The organism is Methylomonas subterranea, assembly GCF_024505185.1.
Lineage (GTDB): Bacteria > Pseudomonadota > Gammaproteobacteria > Methylococcales > Methylomonadaceae > Methylomonas > Methylomonas subterranea.
The window spans coordinates 96,711-115,688 of sequence record NZ_JANIBJ010000007.1 but is presented as its reverse complement, the minus strand read 5'-3'; the positions used below and the strand labels follow the sequence as shown (position 1 = coordinate 115,688).

Genomic DNA, 18,978 nt, shown 5'->3' with positions numbered 1-18,978 from the left:
TTCGGGTTCGACTATTTTAGGCTTATTTCAACCGATCAGAAAATAAACCGGCCAAATCACCACGCGCCACTGAAACCGAGGCAATACCGCCGAAAAACCAGGCGCAGGCTCGAATCAGAGAGGCAAAATCACGCCCGCCCCCAGGAAATCAAGACCTCGAAAGCATTTAAGCACTCCCCGCAACAGCCAACGGCCCGCCGGACATCAGGCAACCGAGAAATCAATTACGGAAGGCGATTGAGACCAAAACTCAAAATGAATGCTTGAAATGTTCGATCAGCATGGTAACTTTAGCGCTCTTAACATAATAATAACTATCGAGAGGACACATCGTATGAGTATTGATGACAACAACAACGAATCGGAAAACCAAGCTGAACAGCCCGCGACCGAGGGCAACGCAGTTCTGGAATCCGCTCAAAACTCCGCCAGTAACTTGATAGCCACCTTGCTGGAACTAAAAGAGTCGAACCCCAAGGTTTTCTTTGGCGGCGTTGGCGCAATCGTTGTGATATTTCTTTTTTTGGTCATGTCCGGCGGTTCCGATCCGAAATTACCGGTACATCAAGCCAAAGCCATGGTTCCCGGTCAAAGCTACGTATTGAAGAGCCCTAACACCTACGATCCGAATGCTACCGTAAGACTGGTTTCCGTACCCGGCTCCATGGCTGCTTACGACGATACCGAGGAAGCGGACAGAGACGGCTCCTGCAAACACATGCCCATGAATACTCCGGTAAAACTGGTGCAATCGCAAAACGACAGTACTGATAAAAATCTGGTCTGGGCGGAAGTCGAAATCACTGCCGCCGGCGAATGCCAAGGCAAAAAAGCCTGGACCTCGGCAATCAATCTGCAATAATTTTTTACAATGTGTTGACAGAAACATTTTTGTCGATATAATGCACGGATCGAAAGCAAAGCGGGAATAGCTCAGTTGGTAGAGCACAACCTTGCCAAGGTTGGGGTCGCGAGTTCGAGTCTCGTTTCCCGCTCCAAATTCAAAAAAGCCGCGTAGTTCGCGGCTTTTTTATTTCAGACGTTGGCTGCGTAGCAAAGTGGTTATGCAGCGGCCTGCAAAGCCGTATACACCGGTTCGATTCCGGTCGCAGCCTCCATTAGTCGGTTTAAAGCAGTCCAATACAGTCCAAAAACCCGCAAGCTACAAGGCTTAGCGGGTTTTTTATTGTCCAACACTGTCTAACGTTGTCTATTGACATACCGCCACTTTAGGCGGTATTTATGGCGGTATGTTCCAACTTTGCCGAGTTGATACCGCCATGCCGCTCACCGATACCGCAATTCGTAACGCAAAACCCAGCCCCGACAAGCCCTACAAGCTGCAAGACGATAAAGGACTTTACCTGTTGGTAAATCCTAACGGTGCAAAATATTTCCGCTACAACTACCGCTTTGACGGAAAGCGCAAGACACTGGCCTTGGGCGTGTATCCAAGCACCACATTGAAAGATGCCCGCGACAAACGAGATACCGCCAAGAAACAATTGGATGGCGGTATCGATCCCAGCGAAAACAAAAAAGCCATCAAGCAAGCCAAGGTCGAGAGCGCAAACAACAGCTTTGAAGTGATTGCCCGCGAGTGGGGACAAAAAAAGGTAGAGACCTGGAGCGAAAAAAACAACCGTTCCAAGCGCATGCTGGAACGCAACATTTTCCCCTGGCTAGGCAGCCGGCCAATCGCCGATATACAGCCGAAAGATATACTGGCGTGCCTGCGCCGCGTGGAAGAACGCGGCACCATAGAAACAGCGCACCGCACCCTGCAAATATGCGGGCAAGTATTCCGTTACGCCGTAGCCACGGGACGCGTCGAGCGAGACCTTACCCAAGACCTGAAAGGCGCCCTACCCCCAGCCAAAGGCGAACATTTTGCCGCCATCACCGAACCCAAAGAGGTCGCCGAGTTATTACGCGCAATCGATAGCTACCAAGGCTCGTTACCGGCGGTTTGCGCACTAAAATTGGCACCGCTGGTTTTCGTACGGCCAGGCGAACTAAGAGCCATGCAATGGCAAGACGTGAATTTTGAAACAGCCGAATGGCGGTATTTTGTAAGCAAAACCAAAGTACAGCACATCGTCCCACTATCGAGCCAAGCAGTCGAAATCTTATACGAGTTGCACCCGGTGACTGGACACGGCCTTTTTACGTTCCCATCCGAAAGAACACCATCGGGCATTCGCTGTATGAGCGAGAACACACTCAACGCCGCCTTAAAGCGCCTGGGATACGGCAAAGACGTAATGACCGCGCACGGTTTCCGCGCCATGGCTAGAACGATGTTGGACGAAATTTTGGGCTTTCGTCCGGACTTTATCGAGCACCAACTCGCGCACGCCGTCCGCGATCCTAATGGCCGGGCCTACAACCGCACCGCGCACCTACCGGAACGAAGAAAAATGATGCAAGCCTGGGCGGATTATTTGCACGGTTTGAAGGCAGGAGCTCAAGTGATTCCGATTCGGAAGCAAGGCTAAAACATGGCGAAATTTCTAAAAAATCACGGTATTACCAATGCCATAGAGGATTTGATCCGTAATGCCAGCCGCCGATTGGTGTTAATCAGTCCCTATCTACAACTCAGTGATGCAATAAAGCGGACGTTGGAAGCCAAGATGCGCGAAGGCTTGGCCGTGCAGATGGTATACCGCGCCGACAATAAGCAACCCGACGATATTCAATGGTTTCAGCAACAGCGCATTCCAACCTTAGGACTGGATGACTTGCATACCAAATGCTACCTAAGCGAAAGCCAGTGCATTATCACCAGCATGAATCTTTACCAGTACAGCCAAGTTCACAATCTGGAAATGGGGATTTCGATCGACCGGAAAGACGATGCAGTTGCGTACGGCGACGTCGTCCAAGAGGTGAGCCATATACTCGATATGATGCCTAAACGGGCAGCGACACTCCACAGCGTTACAGCAGTCAACGCCAATAAGTCCGGGAAACTGAGCGAAGCGCAGTTGGCTAAAAAGCTGGGTTTGAATGAAACCGACTTGAAAAAGCGCATGGCGGCAAAGGGTTACTTAAAACTGGTCAAAAACAGTTTCGAATTGACCGACAAAGGTTTGGCAGCCGGCGGAGAATGGCAACCAAGGCGCAACGGCGGAATATATAGAATTTGGCCAGCCGATCTAAAGTTATAGCGATTTAAAAATGCAAGAATGGTCTAACTGGACTTTAAAACACTAAAAACGACAATACTGAACTTGACGTTTGACCCAAAAACAGGGTACAAATTCCCAAAATAGCGAAAGCCTGCCCGGATAACTTGGCGGGCTTTTTTTATGCCTTAAATTCGACTACACCCATCCAACCGGCTCGACCGCTTTTGCGTTCGGGCCTTTTTTTTGCCTAAAAATCAATAGAGAGTTCAACGATGACACTACCAGATACCGGCTATGTTCGCGAAAGACAAATACTGGGCGACCCAAAAGCCATTCCACCAACTCCACCCATCTTTCCTGTCAGTCGATCAGCCTGGTGGAAGGGAATTAAGGATGGGATTTATCCAAAACCAGTGAAGCTTTCAAAGCGGACAAGTGCCTGGAAAGTTGAGGATATAAAGAACTTGATTGCACGAACTGGAGTCCATAAGTGAATAAACATACTCATCACAAACCATTGCCAGGCGTGAGCGCCGAAACTTTAGCCAGAGCAAACGCCGCGCGTATTGCTTTCGGGCATGCGCCGCACTCGGAAAAGGACCCGCAAAAACCGTTTACATGGCCCATTGCGGCCATCCCGATATTAACCAGGGCCGAACTGAATATGATGGTGGGCGTTATCGGTGATTGCCACGGCTTTAAAACGCCCGAAGAAAAAGCACCGGCACACATGACTGCCGTACTCATCGGCTCTCTATTGGATGGATTTGCGATCCTTGCCAAAGCCGATAGGTTTGATAAAGCGTGGCATCAATTGGCACTCTTGGAGCGCATCCTTCAATGCGCTACGGAGACGTTTGAAATTGTCAAAGCCCAGCCGGATTCCGCAGCGGAGGAAAAGCGTTTTTTCATGCGACGGGCCGGATTCCGCATCGATTTAGCTGGACAGTTGCTTAGCCAGTTGCGGGAGTTGTTAAAATGAGTTTGACCTGCTTTCTTTCAAGGGCTATTCTGATACCCGCTGGCACATCCAGCATCGGGCGTGGAAACCCGTTTACAACTGGCGAAAAATCGCCGCAGCCTACCGCGGCTTTTTTATGTCTGCCATTCAGCGCGGCCTTGTGCCGTTTGCGTTCTGTTATGGCGGGCTGTTCGAGGCAAGCTTCGCGCTTGGCCGCTCCAGTTGGCGGTTTTCCACCCTTGGATAGCCCGTCACCCAATGCCGTGGAAAGCATTAGTGACGGTTACTCGTATCAACTGGAGTCAACCGTATGAATACCCAAGCCACGGGCGAAATCCGCCCAGAAACCACCCAACAACCCGAAGCCGTTAGCGACTTCTTTCAACAAATCCTTGATTTAGACGCCGAACGCCAAGCTGCTACGGAGGCCGGCATCCCGGCTTTGATACGCCTGGCTGAAATCGCCGAGCGCGACACCGGCCAAGCCGGAACCGTGCGTCGTTTTCTGCTAGGGCTGTATAACGGCTACCGCTTTAAGTTCAACCTGACCACGCTGCGCGGCCTGGATAAGGCGCTATTCGATGATTGCATGGCCGTGCTGGCATTGGATGCCCGCGCGACCGCTAAAGAGATTCATCACTACCTGGACAATGGTCCACAGACTTTCGAGCGCTGGGCTCAAGAAGGAGGTGCGGCATGAGCTCGAACACGCAAGCCAATCAGCCCTTCAAACATCGAATACTGATGGACAAGGTTGACGATATCGAAAAGGTCGCGAATCAGCTTGGCATGATGTGCTATCAAACACAGGCGCTGCTTTCGATGCTGCTAAACAATTTCATCAACGACTATGAAATAGAGGGCGAGCAAGCCATCGCCGTATTGGAAGCATCAGTCGGCAACATCAAGGACATGCGAGAAATAGCTTTTATGGTCGAATGTGCCGCCAGAACGCCTGTTCATTCGGCGAATGTGGGAGGCTAGGCATGAAAACGGAAAACATGGGTGCACCTACTGTCCGCCGGGCACTTTTAAACCTTTGGGAAAAAAGCAGCCAGCAAATGAATCCCGAAGAACTTGAATGGTTCGCCGGTTTTGTCGAACAAGCCCACCTCAACGCCGAAGACTTAGCCGAGACGGTTGCCGGGATCGGTTACCTGATTGGAAACGATGAGAATGGTGGGAACCTACAAAGCAAGCACTCAGTGATGACGCTACTGATTAGCTTGTCGCAGCAGATTGATGCCATTGCGGGAATGATTTATATCGGCGATTGCGCTACGGATCGTTTAATAAATCCCGAACGGTATCAAAGGCAAGCCGTAGATAACGAAACGGGCAATATCAACCGGGCATAAAAAAACCGGCTTTTGACTCCACATCAACAGCCGGTTTCGTGCAACTTTCCACCAGAAAGCAGGGTAATTCTACCCAACGGCGGCAAGATTTGCACGTCCGGCAAGGATTGCTAATGACAAACTACCAAAACCTAGAGGATGCTGCTCGTGCCGGTTGCGCGGCTATCGGCGTGGAATTTAAACACGTACCCTCTGATGGCCGCTGGCATTGTGCCGACTTGGCCGACGATCCGCGCGGCAAAAACGACGGACGCATCAAGCTGTTTCCGGACGGTCAAGGCGGTATGGCCTGGAATCATAAGACCGGCGAGAAGCAGAGTTTTTTTGTTGACCGCCATCTCAGCCGCGAAGAACGGGAAGCGGACCGGGAGCGCATCGAAGCCGAGCGGCAACGCCGGCAGGCCAAACAGAAGCAGCGCGCCGACAAAACCGCCAAACGTGCTGCCGCCCTTTGGCAAGCTGCCAATCCTGCAGCGGCCGACCATTCCTACTTGCTAAAAAAGCATATCCAGCCCCATGGCGCCCGCGTCGGCACCTGGAAACGGACGATTAAAAACGCCGCGAGCGAACGCCAGACCATCGCAATACCCAACACCTTGCTTATCCCCATGCACGACGCCACCGGCACCCTGCGCAGCTTGCAGGGCATTTTTCCCGGTAAGCATCCGCTATTCGAACGCGATAAAGACTTTCTGGCCGGTGGCGGCTTGGCGGGCCTTTTCTGGTGGCTGGGTACCCGTAGCGAGAAGGTGTTGATCTGTGAAGGCTTCGCCACGGCTGCCACGCTGTTTGAGGAAACTGGCCTTCGAACCTATATCGCCTTCACCGCTAACAACTTGCTGGCCGTTGGCCGCATCGTTCGCGAACGCTTACCCAAGGCGGAAATCGTGTTCTGTGCGGACAATGATTCCAATACCGACGGAAACCCCGGACTGACCAAGGCCGAACAGGCCGCCGTTGAGGTTGATGGCCTAGTCGCCATACCGCCCATAGCCGGCGACTTTAACGATATGGCCATCACCTTACACCAAGAGACTATCGATGACAGACCACTCTAATACACCCACCGTGTCTAACGTTGTCCAAATGGCTAAAAAGCCGGCCGGCAAGAAAGCCGGGAAAGCGGCTGATTCTGGCAACGGTGGCGGCAACTGGTGGAATTTTTCGAATGCGTTTGGCGATTACATGATTAAAAACGGATCGTTTTATCAAGTTAAAAAACGCGAATCGCAGAACGGCACTAACGTATCTGAGTTTCCATTGTGCAATTTCGTCGCCCGAATAACCGAAGAAGTCATTGCCGACAATGATTTGAAAGATACGGCTTTTTTACGCATCGAAGGCCGCCGCGCTGACGGAGTCACATTGCCGGCCGTCGACGTGCCCGCAAAATCGTTTATGTCGAATCAAGGTAACTGGCCTAACGAAGCCTGGGGCATGCTGCCTTTTCTACATCCAGGCGCCGCCAAGAAAGACAATTTGCGGGCCTGCATTCAATTGTTCTCGCAGTTGAAAGGCGATATTCCGCGATGCACGGTGTACAAGTTTACGGGCTGGAAGAAAATAGACGGCCAATGGCGCTACCTGACCGGCACCGGAGCAATCTCGACGAACGGACTGATGAATGATGTTCAGGTGGATATGGGCCAGGGAAACATAGGTCGGTATCAACTGCCGGCTCCCTTGCAGGGCGACGAACTCAAGCAAGCCTATGCCGCCATGCGTCTGCTATTGGATATTTGCCCCGGCAAGCCGGCTGTCGGCGCAACGCTGTTCGCTGCTGTAGCGCGCGCACCTCTTGACGAATGCAAGTCTACCGACTTTGCCTTATGGCTGCATGGTCTTACCGGTTCCAGGAAGTCCGCAGTGGCGGCAATTGCCCAATCGTTCTTCGGCGACTTTCACGACAGGAGTTTCCCGGCCAATTGGTCAGATTCAATCACCGACCTGGAATTTAAAATCCATCAAGCGAAAGACGGCATCATTACCATTGATGATTTCAAGCCCAGCACCTCAAGGGCGGAAGCCGACAAGCTTCATGGCTACGTAGAACGGTTGGTCAGAAACATAGGAAACGCGGCCGGCCGTGGAAGGCGGACTACTGATTGCCAAGCCATTGCCGCCCCGTTTAATCGGTCTATGGTCGTTATAACGGGGGAAGACACGCCCCGCTCTCAATCAATAGCCGGCCGTTTGTTGATGCTGGAACTTAATCGCGCCGACGTTGATAACGCGACCTTAACCAAGCTACAGCAAGCCGCAGCGGCCGGCCTATTTTCCGGGCTGATGGCAAGTTACCTCCAATGGCTTGCGCCGCGCCTTGACCAGCTCAAGGCCGATTTCCCTCTTGTCGTTCGACAGTTGCGCGATGGGGCTATTCGAGACGGCTTTGCAGCGTCTCATCCCCGCGCCCCCGAACTTTTCTCCAATCTGGTGGCCGGAACTGAAACCTTCCTTGATTATTTACTGGATGTTGACAATGTAACAGCCGTGGAAAGCAACGCCCTGTTGGCTCGGATCGAAGACGGATTGAAAACGGCGCTTGGCGAGCAAGCGGAATATCAAAGCGAGCGATGCGAAGTGCAACGCTTTATGGAGTTGTTGCGCTCGGTGTTGAGCTCGGGTAACGGACACATTACCACCACCTTTGAGAAAGGACCGCCAAAGACGCGGCCTTATTCATGGGGGTGGCGCGACGCCGGTAACGATTTAATCGGCGAGAAGCAATTCAAGCCTTGCGGCAACTGTATTGGTTGGCATCGGCAAGGCACCGAAGACAAACCTGACGAAGTTTGGCTGGATCCCAATGCAGCATTTTCCGCTGTTCAATCGCTGGCTAAGTCTCAGGGGGATGCTTTCTTGTTGAGCTCATCCGCATTGTGGCGCCGGATGTCTGACATGAAACTGTTGTTGGCCGAAGAGCGAGATAGAAACGGCAAGCCGCGAACCCAAGTAAAACGTGCAGTAAACGGCCCTCAGTGCACGCGCCGCGTAATCGTTTTGGCCGCGGAATTGATCGAATCCGGATCATGACAATGAAACGATCCACAAAAAAACCTGGGGAACTTCCGCGAATCAATACGCCGGGAAAAATCGACAAGTAAAAAAACAACTGCCTATATAGTTAATTTTTTTCTGGGGAGTTTGGGGAGATAGTCTTTTAAAGGCTTATTCTGCCTGGGTTTGCAGGCTCCCCAAGTTAATAATTTTTATGGGGAGATTCCCCAAATAATTTGGGGAGCATTGAGCTGCCGGCGAAAAACAAAAATTGCGAAAAAATCGGCTAAAAGTGGCTTCTCCCCAATAATTTGGGCGATTTTTTTGGGGAGTTCCCCAATTTTTTTTAGGCCTTGGGGAGTGCTCAAAGCCACGCCACACAAGGGCTAGCGGGTTGTCTCCCCGAACTCCCCATATTTTTCAGCATATGACACACATATATTTTTAATTTAAGGAAATCCATGACTACGGCAAAGATTAAAAATCGCGATCAAGGAAAGCGGGGCGAATCGAACAAAACCGAAGAAGATTCGACTGTTGAAATCCGGCGTCAACGCAAAGCCAACGAGATCAGAAAGCAAATTCGGGAGGAATGGGCAGCAACAGAGTGCGGATATCGTGAGAATAAACGAAGAGACGCTGCCAATTTCCCGAGGTTGTACCAATCTGCTGAGGCGGCCGGCCGAGATTTTAGACAGAACGGCCATCGTTATGGCGAACGGCAAAAGACCTTCCGGTTTTATTGGAAAATTCCGAATTGCGACCCGATCAAAGTGAGTTACTTTCTAACGCGATTCGGCAGAGTGGCGCTTTTACCGCCGGACTGGTGTTATTACACGCGGTCGGCACTGGGACTTTCGGTCAACAAACGAATTACACGTCCTGATGAATGGGAAAAGTTACTGAGCGAATACTTGAACAGTCCTAAGGCCGCCGGAAAGCGCTGGTTTACCACGAACGATTTGTTGATTCGAGTGTTTGATATCGACGAAATCAGGATAAAGAAGATTGACCAAGTCACCGTAGGGCGGATTATGAAAAAGCTGGGCTGGGTGCGTGTGCGCGAAACGGTTTATCCGAGACGGTTTGGCTATGTTCGACCGGAAGCGATTGAATCCGACCAAACAAATTGAGTGAAATTAGCCAATTATGACTTGTTAGGCACATGTTGCCTTTTGTTAACATTTTTGTTGACGATTATAAGGATAGCTAACAAAAAATAGCGAAATGTGTCTTTTTGTGTCCATTTTTGCGTCTATTAGGGCACATTTTAGACCTGCTCGCGGCAGGGTCTTGAATGGGAAAATCGCTAAATCCTGGAAGATTTGCGGGGCGCTTTAGACATTTTTTGTTGCCGGAAGCGGGTAGAAAGTGTGACTTACAGTAAGCCATGTCATGGCTTTAATCAATGCTTTTTTGATGCCGTGCTGATAGCTATTGCGGCTATGTAAACATCGAGCCGGCTACCGCGAAACGGAATTTCAACCGGCGAGAAACCAAGTGGGCCAATCCGGGAAAGCTTGGGTGGCCATGGCGCTGATAATACCCACGAGCGGATCATTGACTTGGCATATCGTCCCCAGCCAGACCATTTAACCAGCCCGATCCCCGTCTAAGCGGTTTCAGGATTCAGCGGGACTTTTCGATCCAATGCAATGCTAAATGAGTGCCTGGCAGTTGACAATATCCCGAATTTGCACAGAAATCGGGTTGACGATTTGGGTTTTTTGCACAGTAATTGATATTCCCACAACCTGGAAACGCCGCCACCGCTGGCACGACTCTTGCCGCCACCTCTCGGCGTAAGGACTTGGGGCAGGGGGAGTTTATAACGTTTTAAGCCACTTTCCGCTTATGCGGCTAAGCCTTGGCAGACTTAGAACGTTTGTTTGCCTGTCTGCATGCATTTGAGCAAAAGCGCGCCGTTTTGATTCCCTGAAATTCAGCATTACAAGCAGGATTGGCGCAGATATGTTTGTAAATGTAACGGCCATTGGATGCCACTGCAGCACGGCTCTGATAGCTGGTTTTGTAGTTAACTGACAAGCCATCGTGCTTAGTATCCGCAAGCCGCATTAATTCGGATTTTCCGTTTTTGCTAATCTTTTGAATGTCCATACGTGTTCCTGTTTGCTGTTTTTGACACAGTATCTTGGCGCCAAGATACTGTGTCAAAATTTAATTTTCAAGCGGCCAACAGCTTGTAAAGCGTAGGCCGACTGATGCCATAAGCCTTAGCCACCGCGCTTTTCTCTTCGCCGGCTTCTATCTTGGCTTTAATCTCGGCGGCCTGTTCCGCTGTCAGTTTGGCGGGGGCGCCCAGTTTCTTGCCGTGGGCCTTGGCTGCGGCAATGCCTTCGCGCTGGCGTTCTTTAATCAATGACGGTTCGAATTCGGCAAACGCGCCCAGCATTTGCAGCATGAGGGTTTGCATGGGCGAAGTATTGGCCGCTTCGAAGTTCAAATGTTCTTTGTAGAACTTGACCGACACCCCGCGCCCCGTGAGCTGCTCGATGAGGTGTTGCAGGTCTTTCAGATTCCGCGCCAGGCGGTCGATGGAATGCACGTGCAGCACGTCGCCATCCCGCAAGTGGTTGAGGCAGTTGGCCAGCTCCGGGCGATTAATATCCTTGCCGCTGACCTTGTCGGTAAAGACGCGATCAAGCGTTACATCCGCCAATTGGCGTTCGGTGTTTTGAAGCGAGGAACTGACCCGAATGTATCCGATGTGTTGACCTTTCATAAATCCGCCTATGTGTAAAATAAAGTCTTAGACTTATTATGGCGAGTGTAAATAAATTGTCAAATCAAGTTTATTTTACATGACGGAATGCGGTCTAGCGGGGCTCGTGTAAAGTGTAAAAAAATGTGTACTTAAATTTACACATGACATGCAAATTATTTTCAAATTTAATAAAAAAACGCTTGACAGGGTTTTACGCAAAAAAAGCTAATTTTTACCGCACTGCTTGGTATTGGCTAAATCCCCTCTTTCCTCTCTCCGGAAGGCATTTCCTTTAGCGACTCGATTGCTACGGCTAGCCCGCTAAACCTTCACTCGTTCGATAGCCGCTTAAGCCATTCTCGAAGGCAAAAATCGACTTTTAAAACAGGGTATATAATCAGATGAAGCCTTTTTAAGCTTTAAAGTCAATGAGATACAAGTATTTTCAGATTCTTCAATTGGCAATTCAGCTTAATGAGATATCACTCATCTATCGCTTTATAAGGAGTAATTTATGCCATGGGCCATTGCAGCTCTTGCTGCTGTCAGCGCGGGTTTATCCGCCTATAGCGCATCCGAACAAGCCGACGCGCAAAAGAAAGCCGCCAATTACCAAGCACAGGTCGACGCGGAAAACGCCAAGATCGCCTTGTACAACCGCAGCGATGCCTTACAACGCGGGGAATTGGAAGCGCAAAAAACCATGCGCGAACAGGCGCAATTAATCGGCACCCAGCGTGCCGCTCTGGCTGCATCCGGCGTGGATGTCACGCAAGGGTCGGCACTTGACTTATTAGCCAGCACACGGTTTTTAAGTCAGGAAGAAGTCGAAACGATACAAAGCAACGCCGCCCGCGAAGCTTGGGGATACGACGTACAGGCTAGTAACTTTAACAACGCATCGGATTTCGAGCGATGGAAGGCAAAACAGGCCAATCCGGTCAAGGCTGGCGTGATAGCCGGAACTTCGTCGCTGTTGAGTTCGGCTACATCCTATTATTCCGCCAAAGCTTCATCCTCATCCGCAAAACCGCGAGCGTAAGCCATGGCAATCAGAGTCCCAATAGCAACCACGGGCGGCACCCCACAGCAAGGCCTACCCAATATAAACATTAGTGCGCAAGGTGGCCGCACTGCAGCCGACTTTCTTGATGCCAACAAAATGGCTGCAATTGACTTGGCGAAAGATGCCGTCAAATCCGCCGAAAAGATCGCATTGGGTTTACATGCCGAGGAGGTGAAAAAGAATAACGCCATGCTGGTAAAGGATGCATCGAATCAGATGGATATTTACGACCAAGATGCCGCCTATGGCAACGACAACACGCCCGGTTGGCTTGACCAAACCGGCAAAGCGGTTCTCAGGCAGGACAACGGCAGACCGTTGATGGACAACGTGTTGGAGGATCGGCAAACCAAGATCGGTGAAATCCTACAAGGGCTTGGCAACGAGGAACAGCGCCAAGCCTTTCAGGAATACGCGGACAAGAGCGGCGTTCGCGTGCAAGGGTATTTAAAACGCCACCAATTTGAACAGAATCGCAATTACCAACAAGGCGTATTGACCGAGGCTATTGATACCAAAACGCGCAATATCGCGTTGCACTATAACGATGAAGCGATTATCGACGACGGGATTAGCGGCATCATGGAAGACAGTAAGGCACTGAGCCGTTTGCAGAACGGCAGCGAAGAAGCGGGCCAGGTCTCCGGTCGTAAACGGATTTCCGAAGCGCTCAAGCAATCCACGTTATCCGCGCTGCAACATGGCGAGCATACACCGGCCATGCGCATTCAAGAACGTTTCGGCGAACAGTTGGACCCTGACGACCGCATCGGCATTCAAGACAGGATTGCCGAGCATTGGGCGGCCGGCATGCTCGAATCGAATCCCGCAGAAATCACGGCATTATTGGGTACAGACCGGCTAAAAGCCGCCATTTTGCAACAGGAAAGCGGCGGCAAGGATTTTGACGCCAGCGGCGGACCGCTGGTATCGTCGGACGGTAAATCCATGTTTGCCATGCAGGTGACCCACGCAACCGCTGCCGCGCCCGGCTTCGGCATCACGCCGGCCCGCGAGCGTTCAGCGGCGGAATACAACCGCGTCGGTGCCGAGCTGTTTGACAAACTGCGCGAGCGCTACAACGACGACCCGGCCAAAGTGGCGGCCGCTTACAATGCGGGGGCAGGCGCGGTGGATGCAGCCATCGAGAAAGGCGGGGCCGATTGGCTGCAGCATATACCGGCCACGACCCGTGATGTTTACGTGCCCAACGTGTTGCGCAATCTAAAAACCGGCACCCCGGCCGACATGATGAATGAACAGGACCGGCGTAAATGGCTGAATGCCGCACGATCACAGATAGAACACGGCCGCAATATCTATGCGGTCGAGTTGAAGCGCGCGGTCAACGACCAGTATAGCCAAGCCACCCACACCGGCCAGCCTGGCGCCTTGGTGCCGGCCAGCGATTTCCAACGGGCCTTTGGCGAACAATGGGAGCCGGCCTATCGGGAATACCGCGATAACATGGCGTTTGCCGGCGCGTATTTCAGCGTAAAAACACTGCCAACCGCCCAAGCGGCGCAACTGTTGGCCGATAGCAAACCGCAAGCCGGGACACCCAACTTCGAACACGAGCAGAAACAATACGACCTACTTGCCAAGGCTATCGAGGCCGCAGACAAGGCACGTCAGGCTGATCCCGTGGAGTGGGCGATTCAAAACGGCTATAACGCTAATCCGATCAATTGGGCCAACGGGCGGGACGCGCAACAGGAGTTGCTGCAACGCGCCGCTCTCGCCGGCCAATTGGCCGAACAATACGACACGCCGTACACCGTGCTCACGAAAGAGGAAGCCAGCCAGCTGACGCAGCGCCTGAGCGACGGCACCGACGAAGACCAACTCAAAACCTTGAAAACCCTGGCTGATGGCATCAACGATCCGCAAGGCTACGCACTGACCTTACAGCAAATCCGCCCAGACTCGCCGGCCACGACGCTGGCCGGCTCGCTGATCGGCATGGACCGCATACAGAAAACCAGCGGGCTATTCAGCGATTCGGTAACGGCTATTCGCGGCGAAGACGTGGCCCGAACTATTTTGAAAGGCGAAGCGCTCCTGAACCCCAGCAAAGCCACACGCCAGCAAGACGGTAAATCGACCGGTGTGACTATGCCGAGCAAACTCAACGAATCGATTTATGGCTTATTGGGCGATGCCTTGGCCGGCGACCTGGACACTGAGCAAGGCGTGGTGTCGGCGGTGCGGGCGTATTACGCGGCCAAGATGGACAAAGCCAAATCGGAAGGCGGTTTCGTGAATGAAAACTTGCTCAATGAAGCGGTGCAATCGGTCACCGGCGGTATTGCCGAACATGCCGACAAGAAAGTGATTATGCCGTTCGGCATGGATGAAACCGAGTTTTTGGATCAAGCCGAGGCCAAGCTCAGACAACAACTCGGCGATAAAGCCGCGCTGGTGCCTTTCGGCAAAATGCCGTTGATACCGGTCGGCGCCAATCGCTACGCGCTGCAGAACGGTACGAGCATGCTCAGCGTGGGCGGGCAGCCTGTCATTCTGGAGTTCAACCCATGAGTTATTTATTCGAAACCCTCAGCCCTAATTTTGCCCGCAACCAACGGGCGATGCTGGCACGCGATAGTGCAGACCTAGCGGAAGCGGAACCCGGCTTGTTCACGGGACTTGATAGAGCCGATACCTACGGCAACGCCTTGCAAACCATCGGCACGGAAGCCCAGGCCGTGGGCGGCTTGGCACTGTCTCAATGGCCGAAAGCGTTGGATAAAGCCCTGGACAGTGGCGAGACTTTTCAAGACGTGTGGATGGGCGCCGTGGTCGATCCGGCGATTAGTCGGCGCAAGGCCTTGCGATTGGATCCCCGCACCCACGGTATTGCCGCGCAAATCGTCAACGGTTTGGCGACCGTGGTACCGGAAGCGGTTGCTACCGGCCCGCTGGGCGTGGGCGTGCTATCCGGCATCAGCGACACCGCCGAGCAAGTCCAGGAAGGCAAGCCTTTGGCGACGGCGGCCGCATTCGGCGCAGTCACTGGCTTAACCAATACCATCGGTGTGGCAGCACCGGCTGCCTTGCCGGTATCGCAAGTTTTAAAGGTGCCGGCACTGGCTCAGCGTATCGCTACGGGTGCCGCCACGAATGCGGCGCTTGGCATACCCGAGCGCTACGCCAAGCATCAGATTTTAGCCGAGGCCGGCTATCAGGATCAGGCCGAGCAATACCGTTGGAACGATGCCACAGCTTTAGCCATCGACGCGGCCTTAGGTGCCGGCTTTGGCGCCTTGGCCCATGTTCACGCTAAACCGTCGGATATCGACGCCGCCTTGACCGCCAACCAAGCCCGCAGCATCGACGACAAAGCACCCGGTTTACCGGCGAATCCGGCAGTCGCTAACGCGCACGTCGAGACCTTCTACCGGGCCATGGATCATTTGTTAAACGATGAACCAGCCACGGCGGCGCTACCGCTATCGGAACGCCCAGACTATGCGCCGGATTTAATCGCGCTGGCCGGTAACCGGATGAGTCGCGGCGACCGCCAAGCCTTGGAACGGCAACAGGCAGACCTCGAATACAAATTAAACCGTTTCGATAACGACGCCGCTGTATCCGGATACACCAAGGCGGATTTCATCGAACAGGCCAGAGCCGAGCAACCCAGAGCGCCCGCGCGACAGGTGGCCGCACGGGCCGAACGCATGGCGGCCACCGCGCGGCAAAACGACCGCGCCGACCTGCAAACCCTATTGAACACGATTGGCGAAAAGTTGACGCGCGACGACGAATACCGCGCCGCCCATGCCGAGCTATCGCGGATCGAACAAGGCCATTTACGCGAAAACGGTTTTATTCGGTCGGTTGAATTCGATGCCGCACCGGACAACCGGCCAGCCAGCCGCGACTCGACCGAGCCAGAAAGCCCTTATGGCAGCAACGACCGCGCACCCGTCAAGGCCACCCTGACAACGGAAGCCAAGCCGCCCGCCGACTCAAACGGCACGAAACCTCAGGCCGAACTATCGGCCGATGCCACTCAATCTAATCCGACAAAATCAACATCCGATACTTCGACGACACGCAGCGTATCGCCGGAAATCGACGCCGCCCGCCAATGGGTTGAGACGCATGGCGATACCGTCTTAGCGTTTCTGGATGACGACGGCACCGAACGTCAAGCCCGCTTGCGCGACTTACTGGCCGAGGTCGATAACGATCTTGCCGACCTGGATAACGTGGACGCCGCCACCCAAGCCGCCATTAACTGCTTTCTGAAATTCGGAGACCACGCATGAGAAACGATTGTATTACTGCCGTATCGCAAGCCCTTGGCCGGCCTTTGAAAGCGGGCGAAGCGCAAAAAATCGAGCAACGGATTCGCGAGCACAAGGTACTACTTGCCAACCGCGACCGCCAAGCCTACCTTGGCATGACCGAAGCCCAGCGCTTGCAGGCCGCCGCCCAAGGCGCCGCCGAACAACTCAAGGCCGACGCCGCCAAGAAACAGCAACGCATCGGCCTGACCATTCTGGCCCATCAACGTTTAAGCGATTACTTCGAACGCCAGCCGGGACCGATGATCGATAACATAGATCGGCTGTTAGCGCCGCGCTTCGACGGCAAAGACAACATTCAGTCTGCTGAGACCAAATATCGAGCCGTGTACAACGAATACACCCGCAGCCTGTCCGATGCAATTGAAGCCTTCGGCCCCAAGCTGTTGGGCATCATCCAAAACGATGCGGCCATGGTGCCGGTATTTCGCGAGCTGCGCGGCATCGATACCGGCAACGCCGAAGCCAAGGCGTTTGCCAAACGTTTGAACGAAACCTTCGAAGCCATGCGCAGCCGTTTTAACCATGCAGGCGGTATGATCGGCAAGCTGGACGATTGGGCGCATCCGCAAACCCACGCCAGTTATTTGATTTTCAAGGCCGGAAAACCCGCGTGGGTCGATTTCATTCTGCCGTTACTGGACCGCAATCGTTACAGTCGTGAAGACGGTATGCGGATGAGCGATGCCGAGTTAAGCGTGTTTTTGGGCCATGCTTACGACTCGATTGTCTACGACGGCGTGATGAAGAGGACACCCGGCCAAGGCGGTTACGGTACCGGCAGTCGCGCCAACCGGGGCCGCGAGCATCGGCAATTACACTTTGCCGACGCCGACAGCTACTTGCGCTATCACGCCCGCTTTGCTGAAAAATCCTTGATGGCGACCATCGTCGGCCACATTAACCAGATGAGCCGCGACATTGCCCTAGCGGAAACCCTGGGCCCCAATCCGGACTTGCTGTTTCGCACCTTCCTGGATAAGGCCGAACAAGACGCGGCGCAAGCCGGCGGCGCGCCCGCGCAAATCCGCAAACAGCGCGGCTTTGCCGAACGCTTGTATGATGAAGTCGCCGGCAACAGCATGCAGCCCGGCAATGAAACCTTGGCCCGTTGGGCGGGGGCGGTGCGCAGTTACTTGAATATTCGCTTGGGCTCGGCCGTCATCACCTCGTTTGCCGATGACCCCACCGCTATAGTGACCGCCAGAGCGCTCAACATGAGCGGCACCGACTACCTGTTAAACCAATTCAAGGCCTTGAACAGCGAAGAGGCCCGGCGGCAAGCCCGCGCCTTGGGCTTTGGACTCGATACGGCGTTATTTGCAATAGACCGTTTCGGACAGGAAAATCTAGCCAACGGCTTTGCCGCCAAAGTCTCGGGGGCCGTGATTCGGGCGTCCGGCCTGTCGTTTATGACCGAAGCCCGCCGGCAAGGTTTTGCGGCAATGATGATGCACCAATTAGGCGGCATGGTTCAGCGTTATGACTCGCTGGATAAATTGGACACCGGCGACCATTCCCTATTGCTGGCTAAAGGCATTACCGATGCCGATTGGCAAATCTGGCGGCAAGCCAAGCCCGAGGCATGGCAAGGCACACCGGTATTGACCGCGCGATCTATCTTAAACGTTGACGGCGACGCCAAAGCCGTGCGCGCGGCCGCGGACAAATTCCAAGGGGTCATTCTGGAAGAAACCGGCAATGCCATTATCGAACCGGGCGCCCGGGAACGGGCGATGACCACCGGTCGCTTGCAACCCGGCACCGTGCTGGGCGAGCTGGGCCGCTCGGTCTTACAGTTCAAATCTTTTCCCATTACCATGATGACCCGGCACTGGCGGCGTTTGCTCAACGATCCCGGCCACATCAGCAAGGCCGAATACTCGGCGGCGATGATCTTGGGCACCACGTTGATGGGTGCCGTGGGTGTGCAACTTAACGAGCTATTCAACGGCCGCGATCCGCTGGACATGCAACAACCGTCATTCTGGGGCCGTGCCGCGCTTAAGGGCGGTTCGCTGGGCTTTTACGGCGACTTCCTGCAATCGCAATCCAGCCAGCACGGTACCAGCGCTTTCGCCGGCATGCTGGGCCCGTCGCTGGGCCTTACCGAAGAACTGTTGAACCTAAGCCAGGGCAACCTGATTCAGGCTCTGCAAGGCGAAGACACCCACGCCAGCGCGGAAGCCTTACGAACGCTCAAGGGCTTAACGCCGGGCTCTTCGCTTTGGTACGCCAAAGCGGCTCTGGATCGCTTGATCTTCCAGCAGGCGCAAGAAATGGTCTCGCCCGGTTACCTGCGCAGAATGGAGCAGCGAGCACAGCGGGAATTTAAGCAGCGGTATTGGTGGAAGCCGGGGACGAATAGTCCGCAAAGGGTGCCAGATTTGAGCCAGGCGACAGGGCCATAAATGTCAAAAACTT

Annotated in this window: 17 protein-coding genes and 2 tRNA genes; 17 read left to right on the top strand and 2 right to left on the bottom strand. The window is 53.5% G+C overall.

Annotation, left to right across the window (positions count from 1 at the left end):
- Positions 1–334: 334 nt before the first annotated feature.
- From NP590_RS05490 to NP590_RS05430, 13 genes are all read left to right on the top strand, one after another.
- Positions 335–862 (top strand): hypothetical protein, encoded by a 528-nt coding sequence (locus tag NP590_RS05490; protein WP_256601256.1) that lies wholly within the window; start codon positions 335–337, stop codon positions 860–862.
- 60 nt (positions 863–922) lie between these two features.
- Positions 923–998, top strand: a tRNA-Gly gene (locus NP590_RS05485).
- Between the two features lie 46 nt (positions 999–1,044).
- A tRNA-Cys gene (locus tag NP590_RS05480) sits at positions 1,045–1,118 on the top strand.
- Between the two features lie 162 nt (positions 1,119–1,280).
- Positions 1,281–2,498 carry a tyrosine-type recombinase/integrase gene (locus NP590_RS05475; RefSeq protein WP_256601255.1) on the top strand — a complete coding sequence of 406 codons (1,218 nt, stop codon included), beginning with the start codon at positions 1,281–1,283 and terminating at the stop codon, positions 2,496–2,498.
- Positions 2,499–2,501: 3 nt separating this feature from the next.
- Complete coding sequence (locus NP590_RS05470; RefSeq protein WP_256601254.1) at positions 2,502–3,173, top strand: phospholipase D-like domain-containing protein; 672 nt, start codon at positions 2,502–2,504, stop codon at positions 3,171–3,173.
- A 233-nt stretch (positions 3,174–3,406) separates the two neighbouring features.
- Positions 3,407–3,628: a helix-turn-helix transcriptional regulator gene (locus NP590_RS05465; protein ID WP_256601253.1), complete on the top strand. Its 222-nt coding sequence runs from the start codon at positions 3,407–3,409 to the stop codon at positions 3,626–3,628.
- Complete coding sequence (locus tag NP590_RS05460; protein WP_256601252.1) at positions 3,625–4,116, top strand: hypothetical protein; 492 nt, start codon at positions 3,625–3,627, stop codon at positions 4,114–4,116. Before NP590_RS05465 ends, NP590_RS05460 begins: the two co-directional genes overlap by 4 nt.
- 289 nt (positions 4,117–4,405) lie before the next feature.
- Positions 4,406–4,795 (top strand): DUF7673 family protein, encoded by a 390-nt coding sequence (locus NP590_RS05455; RefSeq protein ID WP_256601251.1) that lies wholly within the window; start codon positions 4,406–4,408, stop codon positions 4,793–4,795.
- Complete coding sequence (locus NP590_RS05450; protein ID WP_256601249.1) at positions 4,792–5,079, top strand: hypothetical protein; 288 nt, start codon at positions 4,792–4,794, stop codon at positions 5,077–5,079. The genes NP590_RS05455 and NP590_RS05450 overlap by 4 nt, the downstream gene beginning before the upstream one ends.
- 2 nt (positions 5,080–5,081) lie before the next feature.
- Positions 5,082–5,453, top strand: a complete 372-nt coding sequence (locus NP590_RS05445) for a hypothetical protein (protein WP_256601248.1) — start codon at positions 5,082–5,084, stop codon at positions 5,451–5,453.
- A gap of 113 nt (positions 5,454–5,566) precedes the next feature.
- A complete protein-coding gene (locus tag NP590_RS05440) occupies positions 5,567–6,511 on the top strand; it encodes a toprim domain-containing protein (RefSeq protein WP_256601247.1) in 945 nt (314 codons plus the stop codon).
- Positions 6,512–6,539: 28 nt separating this feature from the next.
- Positions 6,540–8,486 (top strand): cell wall-binding protein, encoded by a 1,947-nt coding sequence (locus NP590_RS05435; protein ID WP_256601245.1) that lies wholly within the window; start codon positions 6,540–6,542, stop codon positions 8,484–8,486.
- A 425-nt stretch (positions 8,487–8,911) separates the two neighbouring features.
- Positions 8,912–9,583, top strand: a complete 672-nt coding sequence (locus NP590_RS05430) for a hypothetical protein (RefSeq protein WP_256601244.1) — start codon at positions 8,912–8,914, stop codon at positions 9,581–9,583.
- Between the two features lie 727 nt (positions 9,584–10,310).
- Here the strand turns inward: NP590_RS05430 and NP590_RS05425 are convergent.
- A complete protein-coding gene (locus NP590_RS05425; RefSeq protein WP_256601243.1) occupies positions 10,311–10,568 on the bottom strand; it encodes a hypothetical protein in 258 nt (85 codons plus the stop codon).
- A gap of 67 nt (positions 10,569–10,635) precedes the next feature.
- Positions 10,636–11,193 carry a recombinase family protein gene (locus NP590_RS05420; RefSeq protein WP_256601242.1) on the bottom strand — a complete coding sequence of 186 codons (558 nt, stop codon included), beginning with the start codon at positions 11,191–11,193 and terminating at the stop codon, positions 10,636–10,638.
- 496 nt (positions 11,194–11,689) lie between these two features.
- On the opposite strand from NP590_RS05420, the gene NP590_RS05415 reads away from it, so the two are divergent.
- Genes NP590_RS05415 through NP590_RS05400 form a run of 4 tightly spaced genes read left to right on the top strand, consistent with a single transcriptional unit; the run spans position 11,690 to position 18,965 of the window.
- Entirely contained in the window at positions 11,690–12,217 is a 528-nt protein-coding gene (locus NP590_RS05415; protein ID WP_256601241.1) for a virion core protein, T7 gp14 family, read from the top strand.
- A 3-nt stretch (positions 12,218–12,220) separates the two neighbouring features.
- Positions 12,221–14,779: a transglycosylase SLT domain-containing protein gene (locus tag NP590_RS05410; RefSeq protein ID WP_256601240.1), complete on the top strand. Its 2,559-nt coding sequence runs from the start codon at positions 12,221–12,223 to the stop codon at positions 14,777–14,779.
- A complete protein-coding gene (locus tag NP590_RS05405) occupies positions 14,776–16,515 on the top strand; it encodes a hypothetical protein (protein WP_256601239.1) in 1,740 nt (579 codons plus the stop codon). The genes NP590_RS05410 and NP590_RS05405 overlap by 4 nt, the downstream gene beginning before the upstream one ends.
- A complete protein-coding gene (locus NP590_RS05400; protein WP_256601238.1) occupies positions 16,512–18,965 on the top strand; it encodes a hypothetical protein in 2,454 nt (817 codons plus the stop codon). The genes NP590_RS05405 and NP590_RS05400 overlap by 4 nt, the downstream gene beginning before the upstream one ends.
- Positions 18,966–18,978 lie beyond the last annotated feature (13 nt).